Raw genomic sequence first — 14,661 nt, 5'->3', positions numbered from 1 at the left:
AAAACATCCAGAAAGTCCAGCGTTAGTCGTTTTGAGGGCTGAGTGTGCATGTACAGCTAAACGCAGAACTGATTCTGGATTTTTCTTGATAAGAAAATTACTTACCTACCCACTAAAACTTAACCAATTAATTAATTAATATTCATTTGGATATATGAAAAAGTAATTAGACATTCACCTCCTTCGTGCTCCCGCAATACATTATGATAAATGCCTTCGGAGGTGGATTTATTGACTGAGTTATATGCTAAAAGTGATCTTGAAAAAATTAAAGAAACGCTACCTGGTTGGCAATTAGATTCGTTTAACTATTTGAATGAAAAAATAGGTGATAAAGAAAATAAATTTCCTTGTATACCGGGAAGGCAAGCATTTTTAAGCGACCAGCTGCGAATTGCTTTTGTCGGTGATCCTAGGAATCCCGAGACTGCGAAGGAATTAGCGCCATTGCTTACTCGGTATGGAACTATTTCACGAGAGACAGGAAAGTATGCATCATTAACTGTAATATTTCATACACCAGAAGAATTACTGACTGATTACAAAATTGAGGATTACGAATCGTTGTTTTGGCAGTTGCTCAATTCATTGAGTATGGAAGATCCAGCTGATTGGCCAGATGATATACCAGAAAATCCAGATAACTTTCAATGGGAATACTGTTTTAATGGAGAACCATATTTTGTTCTGTGTGCTACACCGGCTCACAGCAAAAGAAAAAGCAGAAGTTTTCCTTATTTTATGTTGACGTTTCAGCCTAGATGGGTTTTTGAGGATCTAAATGATACTACTGCATTTGGACGAAATATGAGTAAGCAAATTCGAAAAAGGCTTGAGGCATATGATGAAGTACCTATCCATCCGCATTTAGGATGGTATGGAAAAAAAGACAATCTGGAGTGGAAACAGTACTTCTTGCGAGATGATGAAAATCAAGTGTCACAATGCCCTTTTATGAAAATGAAGAACTTATTCAAAAAGAAAAGGTCTGATTAAATTGTTTAAAACCTTATGTGGAAGGATGGATTGAATGGCTTATATCTTCACATAAGGTTTTAATTGATGATAAATCTGTGTGCTCTGACTAAATACGTATTATCTCGAATTATTATCGATTCTACATATTCACAAAAATTATTTAATGTTTTTTTCTTGAAATTAGAAATTAGCGTTTATGATCTCCGTTGCTGTAGTAGCAAAGTAGCGATGGAGGAAATAATAAAAATGGAAAACCTCTATCTGGTTACACAAGCTTTTAGCGGGTTTTACAATTAATCAAAATAAATTGATTTATTTGCTTGCATTAATTTAAAAATCATGAGTATAATAAATACATCAAAAAAAATTGATTAAAGAAGGCGATATGAATGGATGAGACGAAATCAGAACTGCTACGGAAATATGAACAAAAATTTAAGGCTCTTGCTGATCAGAAACGATTAGAGATCATGTATGAACTTTGTCAAAGGGGAAAAACCTGTGTTTGTGATCTGACTGAGATTTTTGAGGTGACGCAATCTAAACTTTCTTATCATCTAAAAATTTTATTGGATGCCAACTTAATAACGAAAGAGACAAAGGGAACATGGAGTTATTATGATCTAAATGATGAGGAAGTAAATGGTTTATTATCAGAAGAGCTTTGTTGTATATTTAGAAAAAAAGGTGAAGGAGATTGCTGCTAAAAAAATTTTTTAGGTATTATATCAAATTTTTTTGATTAATATATAAGAGGGGGAATTAAAATGAAATATGTTCATGTAGGGGTTAACGTTGTCAGTTTAGAGAAATCGATCAATTTTTATGAAAAAGTTTTTGGAGTAAAGGCTGTAAAAGTAAAAACAGACTATGCAAAGTTTCTATTAGAGACTCCTGGACTGAATTTCACTTTAAATGTCGCAGATGAGGTGAAGGGAAATCAAGTGAATCATTTTGGATTCCAAGTAGATAGTTTGGAAGAAGTTTTGAAACACAAGAAAAGGCTTGAAAAAGAAGGGTTTTTTGCACGTGAAGAAATGGATACGACTTGTTGTTATGCAGTCCAAGATAAATTTTGGATTACTGATCCAGATGGGAACGAGTGGGAATTTTTCTATACCAAATCGAACAGCGAGGTTCAAAAACAAGATTCCTCCTCTTGTTGTGTAACACCGCCAAGTGATATTACAACGAACTCTTGCTGTTAGTAAAAAAGGTGAGGATAAAGTAATGAAACGTTTATCTTTTTTAGACCGTTATTTAACCATCTGGATTTTTCTTGCGATGGCATTGGGGATAGGATTAGGTTTTATATTTCCGAGTTTTGTTGGTGGATTAAACAAATTACAAGTAGGAACTACATCTATCCCTTTAGCTATTGGATTAGTATTAATGATGTATCCACCACTAGCAAAGGTTCGATATGAAGAAATTGGACGGGTATTTAAAGATATTAAAGTGTTAATTTTATCTTTAGTGCAAAACTGGATCATCGGACCGACTCTCATGTTTATTTTGGCTATCATCTTTTTGCCAGATAAACCGGAGTATATGATTGGGCTTATTATGATTGGATTAGCTCGCTGTATTGCGATGGTTATTGTTTGGAATGACTTATCAAAAGGTGATACGGAATACGCGGCAGGATTAGTTGCTTTCAACTCAATTTTCCAAATGCTTTTTTTCTCAGTTTATGCTTACATTTTTGTAACAGTTATTCCGCAATGGTTAGGGATGGAAGGAGCAGTAGTGAATATTACGATGGCAGAAGTCGCAAAATCAGTATTCATTTACCTTGGAGTTCCTTTTATTGCAGGAATGGTGACACGTTATATTTTTGTAAAAGTGAAGGGCAAAGAATGGTATGAAAAAGTGTTCATTCCTAAGATTAGTCCAATTACGTTAATTGCTTTGCTATTTACAATTATCGTCATGTTTTCCTTAAAAGGTGATGTAATTGTTAGCTTGCCGTTAGATGTTGTCCGAGTTGCGATTCCATTATTGATTTACTTTGTTTTAATGTTCTTTGTTTCCTTCTTTTTAGGGAAGAAAATCGGGGCAAACTATGCTGTAACTACTACTTTAGCTTTTACAGCAGGAAGCAATAACTTTGAATTAGCGATTGCTGTAGCTGTTGGTGTATTTGGAATTCATTCGGGTGCAGCATTTGCCGCCGTAATTGGTCCGCTTGTAGAAGTGCCAGTCATGATAGCACTTGTTAAGGTTGCTTTATGGTTTCAACGAAAATACTTTGGAAGTCACTCGATGTAGAGGTGGAATATATGGAGAATAAAATCATTTACTTTTTATGTACAGGGAACTCTTGCCGGAGCCAAATGGCTGAAGGATGGGCTAAACAATATTTAGGTGATGAGTGGAAAGTGTATAGCGCGGGGATAGAAGCACATGGATTAAATCCGAATGCTGTTAAAGCGATGAAGGAAGTTGGTATAGATATCTCTAATCAAACGTCAGATATAATCGATTCTGATATTCTGAACAATGCTGATTTAGTTGTTACGCTTTGTGGAGATGCTGCTGATAAATGCCCGATGACGCCTCCACATGTAAAACGTGAGCATTGGGGTTTTGATGATCCGGCAAGAGCACAAGGGACAGAAGAAGAAAAATGGGCGTTTTTCCAAAGAGTTCGTGATGAAATAGGGAATAGGTTGAAGGAATTTGCTGAAACAGGGAAATAAATAAACTCTTTTGTTAAAGGATGCATATTTATATGTGTCCTTTTTTTATTAATGTCTAGCTATACGAACTTGACACCAGTGAAATGTCATTAACTATCTAACAATGAAAAACACTACTCCATTGTACTCTCAAATAATAATAAATCATTGAAAACTATAATAAGCGAATGTTGAGGCATAGAAAATAAAATCTTTTCTATTGAGGACCTAAAGGAGTGTAGAAAAGTCACAACAACTTTTTTTAAATTTTTTGCATATTCATTGAAACGTTTAATAACACTATAGTTTAATTTAAAATCTCCTCATTTGGACAAACAGCTGTTACATAGCATTACCCAAGGGGTGATGCATTTTATGAAAGTGATAATCATCGAGGGACCGCAAGCTGACAAATGCATTAACGATTGCTATCATTATTTAATAAAACTTTATAGGAAGGAGATTCAGGGTGATAGCAATATATGTAAGGGTATCGACCGAGGAACAAGCGATCAAGGGATCGAGCATCGACAGCCAAATCGAGGCCTGTATAAAGAAAGCAGGGACTAAAGATGTGCTGAAGTATGCAGATGAAGGATTTTCAGGAGAGCTTTTAGAACGTCCGGCTTTGAATCGCTTGAGGGAGGATGCAAGCAAGGGACTTATAAGTCAAGTCATTTGTTACGATCCTGACCGTCTTTCTCGGAAATTAATGAATCAGCTAATCATTGATGACGAATTGCGAAAGCGAAACATACCTTTGATTTTTGTAAATGGTGAATACGCCAATTCTCCAGAAGGTCAATTGTTTTTCGCAATGCGCGGGGCAATCTCAGAATTTGAAAAAGCCAAAATCAAAGAACGGACATCAAGCGGCCGACTTCAAAAAATGAAAAAAGGCATGATCATTAAAGATTCTAAACTATATGGCTATAAATTTGTTAAAGAGAAAAGAACTCTTGAGATATTAGAAGAGGAAGCAAAAATCATTCGGATGATTTTTAACTATTTCACCGATCATAAAAGCCCTTTTTTCGGCAGAGTAAATGGTATTGCTCTACATTTAACTCAGATGGGGGTTAAAACAAAAAAAGGCGCCAAAGTATGGCACAGGCAGGTTGTTCGGCAAATATTAATGAACTCTTCCTATAAGGGTGAACATAGACAGTATAAATATGATACAGAGGGTTCCTATGTTTCAAAGCAGGCAGGGAACAAATCTATAATTAAAATAAGGCCTGAAGAAGAACAAATCACTGTGACAATTCCAGCAATTGTTCCAGCTGAACAATGGGATTATGCTCAAGAACTCTTAGGTCAAAGTAAAAGAAAACACTTGAGTATCAGCCCTCACAATTACTTGTTATCGGGTTTGGTTAGATGCGGAAAATGCGGAAATACCATGACAGGGAAGAAAAGAAAATCACATGGTAAAGACTACTATGTATATACTTGCCGGAAAAATTATTCTGGCGCAAAGGACCGCGGCTGCGGAAAAGAAATGTCTGAGAATAAATTGAACCGGCATGTATGGGGTGAAATTTTTAAATTCATCACAAATCCTCAAAAGTATGTTTCTTTTAAAGAGGCTGAACAATCAAATCACCTGTCTGATGAATTAGAACTTATTGAAAAAGAGATAGAGAAAACAAAAAAAGGCCGCAAGCGTCTTTTAACGCTAATCAGCCTAAGCGATGACGATGATTTAGACATAGATGAAATCAAAGCACAAATTATTGAACTGCAAAAAAAGCAAAATCAGCTTACTGAAAAGTGTAACGAAATCCAGTCAAAAATGAAAGTCCTAGATGATACGAGCTCAAGTGAAAATGCTCTAAAAAGAGCCATCGACTATTTTCAATCAATCGGTGCAGATAACTTAACTCTTGAAGATAAAAAAACAATTGTTAACTTTATCGTGAAAGAAGTTACCATTGTGGATTCTGACACCATATATATTGAAACGTATTAAAGAGGGGTGTATGCACCCCCCTTTTGTAATTACAATCTCATTTTCAATACACCTCGCTGCATACGTCGCCAGCTTTGTCCCTTTTCCAGCGGAATAGCTTTCAATTCCTTTAATAAGCCCGATCGTTCCGATGGAGATTAAGTCCTCTGCATCCTCACCTGTATTTTCGAACTTTTTCACAATATGGGCGACCAAGCGAAGATTATGCTCAATCAGCATGTTTCTGGCATGTTCATCCCCTTTAGCCATGAGCTCTAAGTATTTTTTTTCTTCGCTGCTTGAGAGCGGTTGTGGAAAGGCATTGTTTTTCACGTAAGATACTAAAAAGACAAGCTCTTTAACAACAAAGCCGAGCGCTGCGAAAACACCTGTCACCATCGTCACCTCCACAAAAGTATGTAGGCAAAAGCCTATATGTAAATGTATGTGACCGGGAGGCTGTCTGTGTCTGTACCGGGAAATTTCTCGCGGGGGAGTCCGGCTTTGGTAAGCAGCATACTAACTTCAAATGTTAAAAATATTCTTCATCAAGCGCCCATACATTGAAATGAACAAAGGTATGGGGGGATGGGGATGAAAAAATGGATGGCAGGCCTGTTTCTTGCTGCAGCAGTTCTTCTTTGTTTAATGGTTCCGCAACAGATCCAAGGCGCATCTTCGTATGACAAAGTGTTATATTTTCCGCTGTCTCGTTATCCGGAAACCGGCAGTCATATTAGGGATGCGATTGCAGAGGGACATCCAGATATTTGTACCATTGACAGAGATGGAGCAGACAAAAGGCGGGAGGAATCTTTAAAGGGAATCCCGACCAAGCCGGGCTATGACCGGGATGAGTGGCCGATGGCGGTCTGCGAGGAAGGCGGTGCAGGGGCTGATGTCCGATATGTGACGCCTTCTGATAATCGCGGCGCCGGCTCGTGGGTAGGGAATCAAATGAGCAGCTATCCTGACGGTACCAGAGTGCTGTTTATTGTGCAGTAGTAAAGAAGAGGCTCTTTCTTGAGCCTCTGTTGTTACAATCCTTCGCCGAGCTGAATTTTCGGGGGATAGGTTTCTGCTTTTCGCCAATATTGGCGTGTGCCTTCGTCCCGTACAACGATGCCCAGCTGTGCCAGTTCGAGACGGAATTCTTCAATATCGTCTTTTTCTTCGTCCTGCAGTGCTTTGTGACGAGCTTTTAATAAGGCATGGGCGCCTTGCGATAGGTCTGGTGCATCAGGAATCCATCGGCGAAATTGATCTTTAAACGGATCACCATCTGTTGCCCATTCGTAATGATGCTGTCTAAAGGCCTTCTCAACGTTTACTGGTTTTTCATCAATTTCTTCCCGTACCAATTCATATCCGGCTGTTCCCAGGAGGACAAGCCGTTTGTGATCCATAAATACAAGAGCGATGTCATCGGAATGAATTGTTTGCACTTTTTTTCCTTTGATGAATTCCACTGTGTGATCTGTAATTTTGACAGACAGCAGCATTGCAATAACAGAATGAGCGAACCAAATCCCCGCACACATACCGAGAAGAGCAGTGATAAATGAAGCTGTAGATCCCTGAAAAGAGGTAATGAGCCGAAGTGGTCCTTCAAGAGGGATCCAGGGGAGGGATAATGCCCATTTCGCAATCTGCGGAATAAAATACCCGATTGCAAAACCGATGATTGCAAGTGCAGCGTATAAAAAGAATACAGCGGTTTTCGTAACTCCAATAAGAGTATGAGATTGATTCTGCAACATGTCACCTTCTTTTTACTGAAAAAATCGAATTCCTTCCCATATTTTAACTTAAACTGATGGTAAATCAAGGATAAAGCGATAATTATGGATATAAAGAGATTCAGTAATAGAACTGGCAGGCGCCGTCGGTCATGAAAAATAAAATTTACATGCGCAGACGATGTAAGCCCCATTTGTTTTCTGCGTATCACAATACAATCCATAGGGAACATAAAGAGTAAAGGCTTTTTAGACAATCAGGAGGAACAGATATGAAAATCGGATTAATCGGCTTAGGGAAAATGGGCATAAACATAGGAAAGCAATTCATTGACCGCAATCATCAAGTGGTTGGATATGATGTAAATCAAGCGGCTGTTGATGAACTGAAAGCATACGGGGCTGAGGGGACAACAAATCTTAAAGAGTTCATTTCTTTATTACACCCGCCGCGCATCCTATGGGTTATGGTACCGCATGGCATTGTCGATGCTGTTTTGCGTGATGTATCACCTTTATTAAGTAAAGGCGATATGATTATCGAAGCTGGAAACTCTCATTATAAAGAATCAATTCGCCGCTACAATCAAATGAAAGAAGCGGGTATCCATTATCTCGATGCCGGAACGTCGGGCGGAATGGAAGGCGCACGGCATGGAGCCTGTTTTATGGTGGGGGGCGATCATGAAGCATGGGAGATTGTGGAACCGCTTTTTCGTGATACTGCCGTCGAAAATGGTTATCTATACGCTGGTGAAGCGGGAAGCGGACATTTTTTAAAAATGATCCATAATGGAATTGAGTATGGAATGATGGCCGCGATTGGTGAAGGATTCGAAGTGCTTGAAAACAGCCAATTTGATTTTGACTACGAGAAGGTTGCCAGAGTGTGGAATCATGGTTCTGTCATTCGTTCTTGGCTTATGGGACTGACTGAGCGAGCTTTCGCTAAGGATGCGAAACTGGATCAGATCAAGGGCATTATGCATTCCTCAGGTGAAGGAAAATGGACGGTGGAAACCGCGCTTGATCTGCAGACGGCAACGCCGGTCATCGCCATGTCACTAATGATGAGATACCGTTCTTTAACAGACGATACGTTTACAGGAAAGGTGGTTGCTGCGCTTCGAAATGAATTTGGAGGCCATGCGACAGAAAAAAAGTAAGGGGGCCAACAAGCCTCCTTATTTTTTTGGCACCTTCAGAAGATGAGGGAACTTTTTATAAATGACCAGCATGATGATCAGAATATATGTACCGTAAATGCTGATAGACAATAATTTATTGCTGGTGAAATTGGCACCTGCAATAGTGACAACAACAATATTGGGGATTTTCCCTATTAAAGACGCAAAGAAAAAAACATGCCAGCGAACCTGGCTCAGCCCGCAGATCACGTTCATTACAAGTGAAGGTATGACAGGTATCAGCCTTCCTAATAAAACAGCGGTAAAAGCGTTTTTGTTGAAGGAAGCCTCGTAGCTTTGTATGGCAGGATAGGCCTGAACTTTTTTTCTGGCCCAATCTCTAAAACTGTACCTGGCGAGAAAAAACAGCAATATTGTACCAAGCATTGAGCCGGTCAGTGTAATCCAAATTCCATTTGCAGTCCCGAACACTGCGCCATTTAAAGCAGCAATCAAAGCAAACGGCACTATTGGGAAAAAAACATCGGCAGCAATCAGCAGCATACTAAATAAAACGGAAAACATCCCTCCTGCTTTGATTGCATCAAGCCAAGCTTCTTTCTGAAAAAAACCAACTGAAATGATAGCGATAATCACAAGTATACCTATTACTTTTTTTAACATGTCTATGGTCACTCCCAACTTAGGTGATGTCAGGAGTCAAAACCTCCGTCATCTAAATTAGTATAACTGGTGCCATTTCAGCTGTTCAACTGAAAACCAGGTTAAGAACACAATTCTTTTTTACCTCATAAAAAAGGCTGTCCATCTCTCTGTTTTCTGCATTCTTATTAATAGGGAGGGATAGAAATGGTAACCATAAAAAAGGATTTTATACCGGTATCAAATGATAATCGTCCTGGCTATGCGATGGCGCCTGCTTATATTACGGTGCATAATACAGCGAATACAGCCAAAGGCGCTGATGCGAAAATGCACGCCAAGTTTGTGAAAAACCCGAACACATCCGAAAGCTGGCATTTTACAGTTGACGATTCAGTCATTTATCAGCATCTCCCGATAGATGAAAACGGCTGGCATGCGGGAGACGGTACAAACGGGACAGGAAACCGCAAATCGATCGGGATTGAAATCTGTGAAAATGCTGACGGCGATTTTGAAAAAGCAACATCAAATGCCCAGTGGCTGATCAGAAAGCTGATGAAGGAAAACAATATTCCGTTAAATCGTGTTGTTCCCCACAAAAAGTGGTCCGGGAAAGAATGTCCGCGGAAACTCTTGGACCACTGGAACTCTTTTCTAAACGGAATTTCTTCCTCGGATACACCTCCAAAAGAAACTTCACCATCATATCCTCTGCCGTCTGGGGTTATAAAGCTCACTTCGCCTTATCGAAAGGGCACAAACATTCTCCAGCTGCAAAAGGCTTTAGCTGTACTTCACTTTTACCCTGATAAGGGAGCCAAAAACAATGGCATAGATGGAGTTTACGGACCGAAAACAGCGAATGCCGTCAAGCGTTTTCAACTCATGAACGGATTAACTGCAGACGGGATTTATGGGCCAAAAACAAAGGCCAAGCTTAAATCGAAGTTAAAGTAAATGCAGGATTTAACGGATAACCTGTTTCCAGTGCGGATTCAGGTTATTTTCTTTTCTTTGGTTTGTGTGTTTTTCAGATTGGAAAGAAGGGAATTTTAAAAAATCATCAGCTGCGCCGCAATGAAAGCAGAATGATATTCACTGAGGGGGACACGTTAACTATAGGAAAAAACAGTGATAGCGAAAAACTCTTCATTGAACGAAGAGAAACAGAGGTATAACATTAAAGTGAGGCTTTTGGGGGTGTAAAGATGAAACATTTTATCATCCTTTTCCTTCTGCTGTTCGTTACAGCAGGATGCGAGGGAAGGGGATACGAAGACGTTGTAGCATTTGGTGACAGTAATACGCGTGGCTCTAATTGGGATTATCGCGATTATCCAAAAGCACAGCAGTGGGTCAATATATTAAAAACAGCTGAGCGCGGTAACCTTGATATACTCAATGCGGGAATCGGCGGACAGACGACAGAGGATGCCCGTCTCCGATTTCAGACAGATGTGCTGGATCAAAAACCGAAGTATTTGTTTATTATGTTCGGAACCAATGACGCTGCCATACTGACTGAGGGGAAACCGAGAGTGTCGAAGCAGCGTTTTAGAGAAAATCTGGTTTATTTTATTGAAGAAAGCAGAAAACACGGGATCAAGCCAATCTTAATGACGTGTATCCCAATTATAGAAGGTAATGGGAAGCATCATTTGTTTTACTATTCCAGATATCAAGCAGCTGCTTTTGAACCAAAAGGCGGAGCAAGGAAATGGCACAACTCATATAACGATATTACAAGAGATGTGTCGAAGCGCCTGGATGTCCCTCTTGTAGATAACTGGAAGCATTTTATAGAAGCAGACGGCGGAAAAGCAACTGATGAAGCGCTTATCCAATCTGGTCTTATAGATCCTTCTGGAAATCATATGACACCTAAAGGGGCAAGGATCGTATATGAAGGAATACAAGATGGGCAGATCCTGCAGCGTTGAGCCGGACAACCGCCTAGTCCGATTTATTTCTCCTACATAGGCTGTTATAAAACCTTATTAAGGAGGCGCTTCACATGTATGGCGCAGGCAGAGCATATGGATACGCTTTTATTGTTGTTTTAGTTGTTGTTCTCCTTGTTGTGGGCGGCATATACTGGTTAGCATAATAACCGGCCCTTTAAAACACCTCTTTTTAGGGGTGTTTTTTGCTGAAAATAGTAGTAAAGCGCGCAGCCAAAGTGATATAATATCAGTCATCTGAGTAAAAAAAGGAAATACGCCCGGAAAAAATAGACAAATTCCTATTAAGAAGATACGGAAATAATATGTCCGAGCGATCTTCTTTTTATTTCGTTTTCAATTAACTCAATAAAGTCACGGTTTAAATTCATTTCGGTGGCTTTGAAATAAGATTCTATTAGTAATTCATCAGACAGTTTTCTCATGCTAGGAACCCAATTAATGGGAGAGGCACCTCCTTAAAAGTTGGAATCATTCATGATTTTAACGCATACAATGATAAGTTGCATTCATCTGAGGTTGAAGTTATCTTTAATCTACCATGAAATGCATATAAGAACAATCGTTCTGTTATCCACACCAAAAAGTGGATAACTTGTGAGTATCGTGTTTATAATTTGTCTAAAGAGTGATGTAATAAGAGTGGATAGTGTGTGTAAATTTATCCACACCTGGTGAAGAAACCCAATTTTTGTCGAAATTTTTTTGCTCAGTTTTTCTTTAGGCGCAAGTTCGATTTTTTTCGACAATCATTTTGAAAGAAAGAAAAAGGGAAGGGTGCGGGTTTTGTTAAAAAAGTTTTTTTTACCTGACGAGTTTGTAAAAAATATTTTTCATATTACACCTGAGAAATTAAAGGAACGAAATGTAAAAGGAATTATTACTGACCTGGATAATACGCTTGTTGAATGGGACAGGCCGAACGCGACGCCGCGATTGATCGAGTGGTTTGAAGAAATGAAGGAACACGGCATTAAAGTGACAATTGTCTCTAATAATAACGAAAGAAGAGTGAAACTTTTCTCAGAACCGCTTGGAATCCCATTCATCTATAAAGCAAGAAAACCGATGGGTAAAGCCTTTAATAGAGCGGTGCGCAATATGGAGCTGAAAAAAGAGGACTGCGTTGTCATCGGAGACCAGCTGCTGACCGATGTACTCGGGGGAAACCGAAACGGCTACCATACGATTTTGGTCGTGCCAGTCGCTTCCTCTGACGGATTCATTACGCGCTTTAACCGCCAGGTCGAACGCAGAATACTGAGTGCTCTCAAACGAAAAGGGCACATTCAGTGGGAGGAGTAAGAAATGGAAAAGGTTGTTTGTATCGGGTGCGGAGTTACGATCCAAACCGAGGACAAAACAGGTTTGGGGTACGCGCCGCCTGCATCGCTTACGAAAGAAAATGTGATTTGCCAGCGTTGCTTCAGACTGAAAAACTATAATGAAATACAAGATGTCTCCTTAACTGATGATGATTTTTTGAACATTCTTCACGGTATTGGAGAAACGGACTCTCTGGTCGTAAAAATTGTTGATATTTTTGATTTTAACGGCAGCTGGATTAATGGGCTGCAGCGCTTGGTGGGGGGAAACCCTATCTTATTAGTTGGCAATAAAGCGGATATTTTGCCTAAGTCACTGAAAAGAGAGCGTCTGATCCAATGGATGAAGCGTGAAGCGAAAGAGCTTGGCTTAAAACCGGTTGACGTATTTTTGGTCAGTGCGGGTCGCGGCCAGGGAATCAGAGAAGTAATTGACGCGATTGAGCATTACCGCAACGGAAAAGACGTCTATGTTGTCGGATGTACAAATGTAGGAAAGTCAACCTTTATTAACCGGATTATTAAAGAAGTGTCAGGTGAAGAAGATATTATTACAACATCCCAATTTCCTGGCACAACCCTTGATGCGATTGAAATCCCGCTGGATGACGGTTCATCGCTTTATGATACACCGGGAATTATCAACAACCATCAAATGGCGCATTATGTCAATAAAAAGGACCTGAAAATATTATCTCCTAAAAAGGAGCTGAAGCCTCGCACATTCCAGCTTAATGATCAGCAAACACTGTATTTTGGCGGACTTGCAAGGTTTGATTATGTGTCTGGGGAAAGATCTCCTTTTATTTGCTATATGCCGAATGAGCTGATGATTCATAGAACAAAACTTGAAAATGCAGACGCGCTTTATGAAAAGCATGCAGGGGAATTGCTCACACCTCCGGGTAAAGATGAAATGGATGAGTTTCCTGAATTGGTCGCCCATACGTTTACGATAAAAGACAAAAAGACAGATATCGTTTTCTCTGGGTTAGGCTGGGTTACTGTCCATGACGCTGATAAAAAGGTAACTGCATACGCGCCAAAAGGCGTTCATGTATTTGTTCGGCGTTCATTAATTTAAGAAAAGGGGAGAGGTGTATGAAAAAGCTGTACGGGGTTATCGGAAATCCTATTGGCCATTCTATGTCACCTGATATTCATAACGCATCATTGAAAGACCTCGGGCTTGACGGACATTATCATGCCTTCAAGGTAGAAGAGAATGATCTGGAGGATGCGGTAAAAGGAATAAGAGCTCTAGGCGTACAAGGAATCAATGTGACTGTTCCGCACAAGGTTTCCATTATGGATTATTTGGATCATATTGATGAGAGTGCAAAAGTGCTCGGTGCCGTAAACACGGTCAGAAGAGAGGGAGATAAGCTTGTCGGATACAATACCGATGGGGAAGGCTTCGTGAAGTCATTAATGAAGGTATTAGACAAGCCCATCTCTGAACTGTCATTCTTAATGATCGGCGCTGGCGGAGCGGCGAGAGCCATTTTTACAACAATTGTCCGAAATACCCCGAAAAAATTTGACATTTGCAACCGGACGTTAGAAAAAGCAAAGCGGCTTACAGAAGCTACTCCCTCGTTTCACAATAAAGAAGTATTAAGCATAAAAGAAGCAGAAGAACGTCTTGAGCAGTATGATGTTATCATCCATACAACGTCTGTGGGCATGTATCCGAACGTGGACGATGTGCCGCTTTCATTACAGCGTGCCGCGAGCAGTGCCGTCGTATGTGATATCGTGTATAATCCAATACAGACGGCACTTTTAAAAGAAGCAAGCCAAAAAGGCTTGAAAACACTCGATGGTGTGGGCATGTTTGTTGAACAGGCAGCATTGTCTTTCCAATTGTGGACTGGACAAGAGCCTAATATTGAAAAAATGAGATCTATTGTAATAGGAAAATTAGGAGGAACAGAATGTTAACAGGTAAACAAAAACGTTTTTTGCGTTCAAAAGCGCATCATTTAACGCCGATTTTTCAAGTAGGTAAAGGCGGAGTAAACGACAACATGATTAAACAAATTGCTGAGGCGCTTGAAGCGAGAGAGCTGATTAAAGTCAGCGTGCTTCAGAATTGCGAAGAGGATAAAAACGATGTAGCGGAAGCTCTTGTAAAAGGAAGCCGCTCTCAATTGGTGCAGACAATCGGCAATACGATTGTGTTATATAAGGAATCAAAGGAAAATAAACAAATCGAGCTTCCTTAAAGGTG

General features: G+C 39.8%; 17 protein-coding genes and 2 pseudogenes. 15 read left to right on the top strand and 4 right to left on the bottom strand.

The window, feature by feature from the left end; all coding sequences use genetic code 11:
- The first annotated feature begins 231 nt into the window (after positions 1-231).
- The 7 genes and pseudogenes from NST22_RS13110 (at position 232) to spoIVCA (ending at position 5,631) form a co-directional block, all read left to right on the top strand.
- Positions 232-996 (top strand): YqcI/YcgG family protein, encoded by a 765-nt coding sequence (locus NST22_RS13110; RefSeq protein ID WP_004398670.1) that lies wholly within the window; start codon positions 232-234, stop codon positions 994-996.
- 371 nt (positions 997-1,367) lie between these two features.
- Complete coding sequence (gene arsR / locus NST22_RS13105) at positions 1,368-1,685, top strand: arsenical resistance operon transcriptional regulator ArsR (RefSeq protein WP_004399122.1); 318 nt, start codon at positions 1,368-1,370, stop codon at positions 1,683-1,685.
- Positions 1,686-1,745: 60 nt separating this feature from the next.
- Entirely contained in the window at positions 1,746-2,186 is a 441-nt protein-coding gene (locus NST22_RS13100; RefSeq protein ID WP_003229954.1) for an ArsI/CadI family heavy metal resistance metalloenzyme, read from the top strand.
- A 22-nt stretch (positions 2,187-2,208) separates the two neighbouring features.
- Positions 2,209-3,249: an arsenite efflux transporter Acr3 gene (gene acr3 / locus NST22_RS13095; protein ID WP_004398718.1), complete on the top strand. Its 1,041-nt coding sequence runs from the start codon at positions 2,209-2,211 to the stop codon at positions 3,247-3,249.
- 11 nt (positions 3,250-3,260) lie between these two features.
- Entirely contained in the window at positions 3,261-3,680 is a 420-nt protein-coding gene (locus NST22_RS13090) for a thioredoxin-dependent arsenate reductase (protein ID WP_004398596.1), read from the top strand.
- A 354-nt stretch (positions 3,681-4,034) separates the two neighbouring features.
- Positions 4,035-4,213 (top strand): annotated as a pseudogene (locus tag NST22_RS13085) (hypothetical protein).
- On the top strand, positions 4,171-5,631 hold the full coding sequence (gene spoIVCA / locus NST22_RS13080; protein ID WP_223257626.1) for a site-specific DNA recombinase SpoIVCA: 1,461 nt from the start codon (positions 4,171-4,173) through the stop codon (positions 5,629-5,631). Before NST22_RS13085 ends, spoIVCA begins: the two are co-directional and overlap by 43 nt.
- Positions 5,632-5,661: 30 nt before the next feature.
- On the opposite strand, the pseudogene NST22_RS13075 reads toward spoIVCA, so the two are convergent.
- Positions 5,662-6,009, bottom strand: a pseudogene (locus tag NST22_RS13075) (sigma-70 family RNA polymerase sigma factor); the annotation flags it as partial.
- Between the two features lie 195 nt (positions 6,010-6,204).
- Here NST22_RS13075 and nucB point away from each other — a divergent pair.
- Positions 6,205-6,615, top strand: coding sequence for a sporulation-specific Dnase NucB (gene nucB / locus NST22_RS13070; protein ID WP_009967785.1), 411 nt, complete (start codon positions 6,205-6,207; stop codon positions 6,613-6,615).
- A gap of 32 nt (positions 6,616-6,647) precedes the next feature.
- Here nucB and NST22_RS13065 read toward each other — a convergent pair whose 3' ends face one another.
- Positions 6,648-7,370: a hypothetical protein gene (locus NST22_RS13065; protein ID WP_010886572.1), complete on the bottom strand. Its 723-nt coding sequence runs from the start codon at positions 7,368-7,370 to the stop codon at positions 6,648-6,650.
- Between the two features lie 251 nt (positions 7,371-7,621).
- On the opposite strand from NST22_RS13065, the gene gnd reads away from it, so the two are divergent.
- Positions 7,622-8,515, top strand: coding sequence for a phosphogluconate dehydrogenase (NAD(+)-dependent, decarboxylating) (gnd, locus tag NST22_RS13060; protein WP_003229961.1), 894 nt, complete (start codon positions 7,622-7,624; stop codon positions 8,513-8,515).
- An 18-nt stretch (positions 8,516-8,533) separates the two neighbouring features.
- Here the strand turns inward: gnd and NST22_RS13055 are convergent, their stop codons facing one another.
- On the bottom strand, positions 8,534-9,160 hold the full coding sequence (locus NST22_RS13055; RefSeq protein WP_003229962.1) for a TVP38/TMEM64 family protein: 627 nt from the start codon (positions 9,158-9,160) through the stop codon (positions 8,534-8,536).
- 186 nt (positions 9,161-9,346) lie between these two features.
- Here NST22_RS13055 and cwlH point away from each other — a divergent pair, with 186 nt between their 5' ends.
- On the top strand, positions 9,347-10,099 hold the full coding sequence (gene cwlH, locus NST22_RS13050; protein ID WP_003229963.1) for an N-acetylmuramoyl-L-alanine amidase CwlH: 753 nt from the start codon (positions 9,347-9,349) through the stop codon (positions 10,097-10,099).
- Between the two features lie 251 nt (positions 10,100-10,350).
- Complete coding sequence (locus NST22_RS13045; protein WP_003229964.1) at positions 10,351-11,082, top strand: SGNH/GDSL hydrolase family protein; 732 nt, start codon at positions 10,351-10,353, stop codon at positions 11,080-11,082.
- Between the two features lie 305 nt (positions 11,083-11,387).
- On the opposite strand, the gene NST22_RS13040 is transcribed toward NST22_RS13045, so the two are convergent.
- Positions 11,388-11,528: a sporulation histidine kinase inhibitor Sda gene (locus NST22_RS13040; RefSeq protein WP_003226124.1), complete on the bottom strand. Its 141-nt coding sequence runs from the start codon at positions 11,526-11,528 to the stop codon at positions 11,388-11,390.
- Between the two features lie 361 nt (positions 11,529-11,889).
- On the opposite strand from NST22_RS13040, the gene NST22_RS13035 reads away from it, so the two are divergent.
- The 4 genes from NST22_RS13035 to yhbY are packed head-to-tail and all read left to right on the top strand — an operon-like array spanning position 11,890 to position 14,656.
- Entirely contained in the window at positions 11,890-12,408 is a 519-nt protein-coding gene (locus NST22_RS13035; protein ID WP_003226126.1) for a YqeG family HAD IIIA-type phosphatase, read from the top strand.
- Positions 12,409-12,411: 3 nt separating this feature from the next.
- Entirely contained in the window at positions 12,412-13,512 is a 1,101-nt protein-coding gene (gene yqeH / locus NST22_RS13030) for a ribosome biogenesis GTPase YqeH (RefSeq protein WP_003229966.1), read from the top strand.
- A gap of 17 nt (positions 13,513-13,529) precedes the next feature.
- The gene (gene aroE / locus NST22_RS13025; RefSeq protein WP_003229967.1) at positions 13,530-14,372 is read left to right on the top strand and encodes a shikimate dehydrogenase; all 843 of its coding nucleotides are present in this window, start codon (positions 13,530-13,532) and stop codon (positions 14,370-14,372) included.
- Complete coding sequence (gene yhbY, locus NST22_RS13020; protein WP_003226133.1) at positions 14,366-14,656, top strand: ribosome assembly RNA-binding protein YhbY; 291 nt, start codon at positions 14,366-14,368, stop codon at positions 14,654-14,656. Before aroE ends, yhbY begins: the two co-directional genes overlap by 7 nt.
- Positions 14,657-14,661 lie beyond the last annotated feature (5 nt).

Origin of the sequence: Bacillus sp. PS237, assembly GCF_037963345.1 — a bacterium.
GTDB classification, from domain to species: Bacteria; Bacillota; Bacilli; order Bacillales; family Bacillaceae; genus Bacillus; species Bacillus subtilis.
The sequence above is the reverse complement of the archived record's forward strand: the minus strand, read 5'-3'. Positions and strand labels throughout refer to the sequence as shown.

Coding starts and splice junctions, on each gene's coding strand:
- arsR (WP_004399122.1), top strand. CDS start 1,368: ATGGATGAGACGAAATCAGAACTGCTACGGAAATATGAACAAAAATTT.
- NST22_RS13100 (WP_003229954.1), top strand. CDS start 1,746: ATGAAATATGTTCATGTAGGGGTTAACGTTGTCAGTTTAGAGAAATCG.
- acr3 (WP_004398718.1), top strand. CDS start 2,209: ATGAAACGTTTATCTTTTTTAGACCGTTATTTAACCATCTGGATTTTT.
- NST22_RS13090 (WP_004398596.1), top strand. CDS start 3,261: ATGGAGAATAAAATCATTTACTTTTTATGTACAGGGAACTCTTGCCGG.
- nucB (WP_009967785.1), top strand. CDS start 6,205: ATGAAAAAATGGATGGCAGGCCTGTTTCTTGCTGCAGCAGTTCTTCTT.
- NST22_RS13065 (WP_010886572.1), bottom strand. CDS start 7,370: ATGTTGCAGAATCAATCTCATACTCTTATTGGAGTTACGAAAACCGCT.
- gnd (WP_003229961.1), top strand. CDS start 7,622: ATGAAAATCGGATTAATCGGCTTAGGGAAAATGGGCATAAACATAGGA.
- NST22_RS13055 (WP_003229962.1), bottom strand. CDS start 9,160: ATGTTAAAAAAAGTAATAGGTATACTTGTGATTATCGCTATCATTTCA.
- cwlH (WP_003229963.1), top strand. CDS start 9,347: ATGGTAACCATAAAAAAGGATTTTATACCGGTATCAAATGATAATCGT.
- NST22_RS13045 (WP_003229964.1), top strand. CDS start 10,351: ATGAAACATTTTATCATCCTTTTCCTTCTGCTGTTCGTTACAGCAGGA.
- NST22_RS13040 (WP_003226124.1), bottom strand. CDS start 11,528: ATGAGAAAACTGTCTGATGAATTACTAATAGAATCTTATTTCAAAGCC.
- yqeH (WP_003229966.1), top strand. CDS start 12,412: ATGGAAAAGGTTGTTTGTATCGGGTGCGGAGTTACGATCCAAACCGAG.
- aroE (WP_003229967.1), top strand. CDS start 13,530: ATGAAAAAGCTGTACGGGGTTATCGGAAATCCTATTGGCCATTCTATG.
- yhbY (WP_003226133.1), top strand. CDS start 14,366: ATGTTAACAGGTAAACAAAAACGTTTTTTGCGTTCAAAAGCGCATCAT.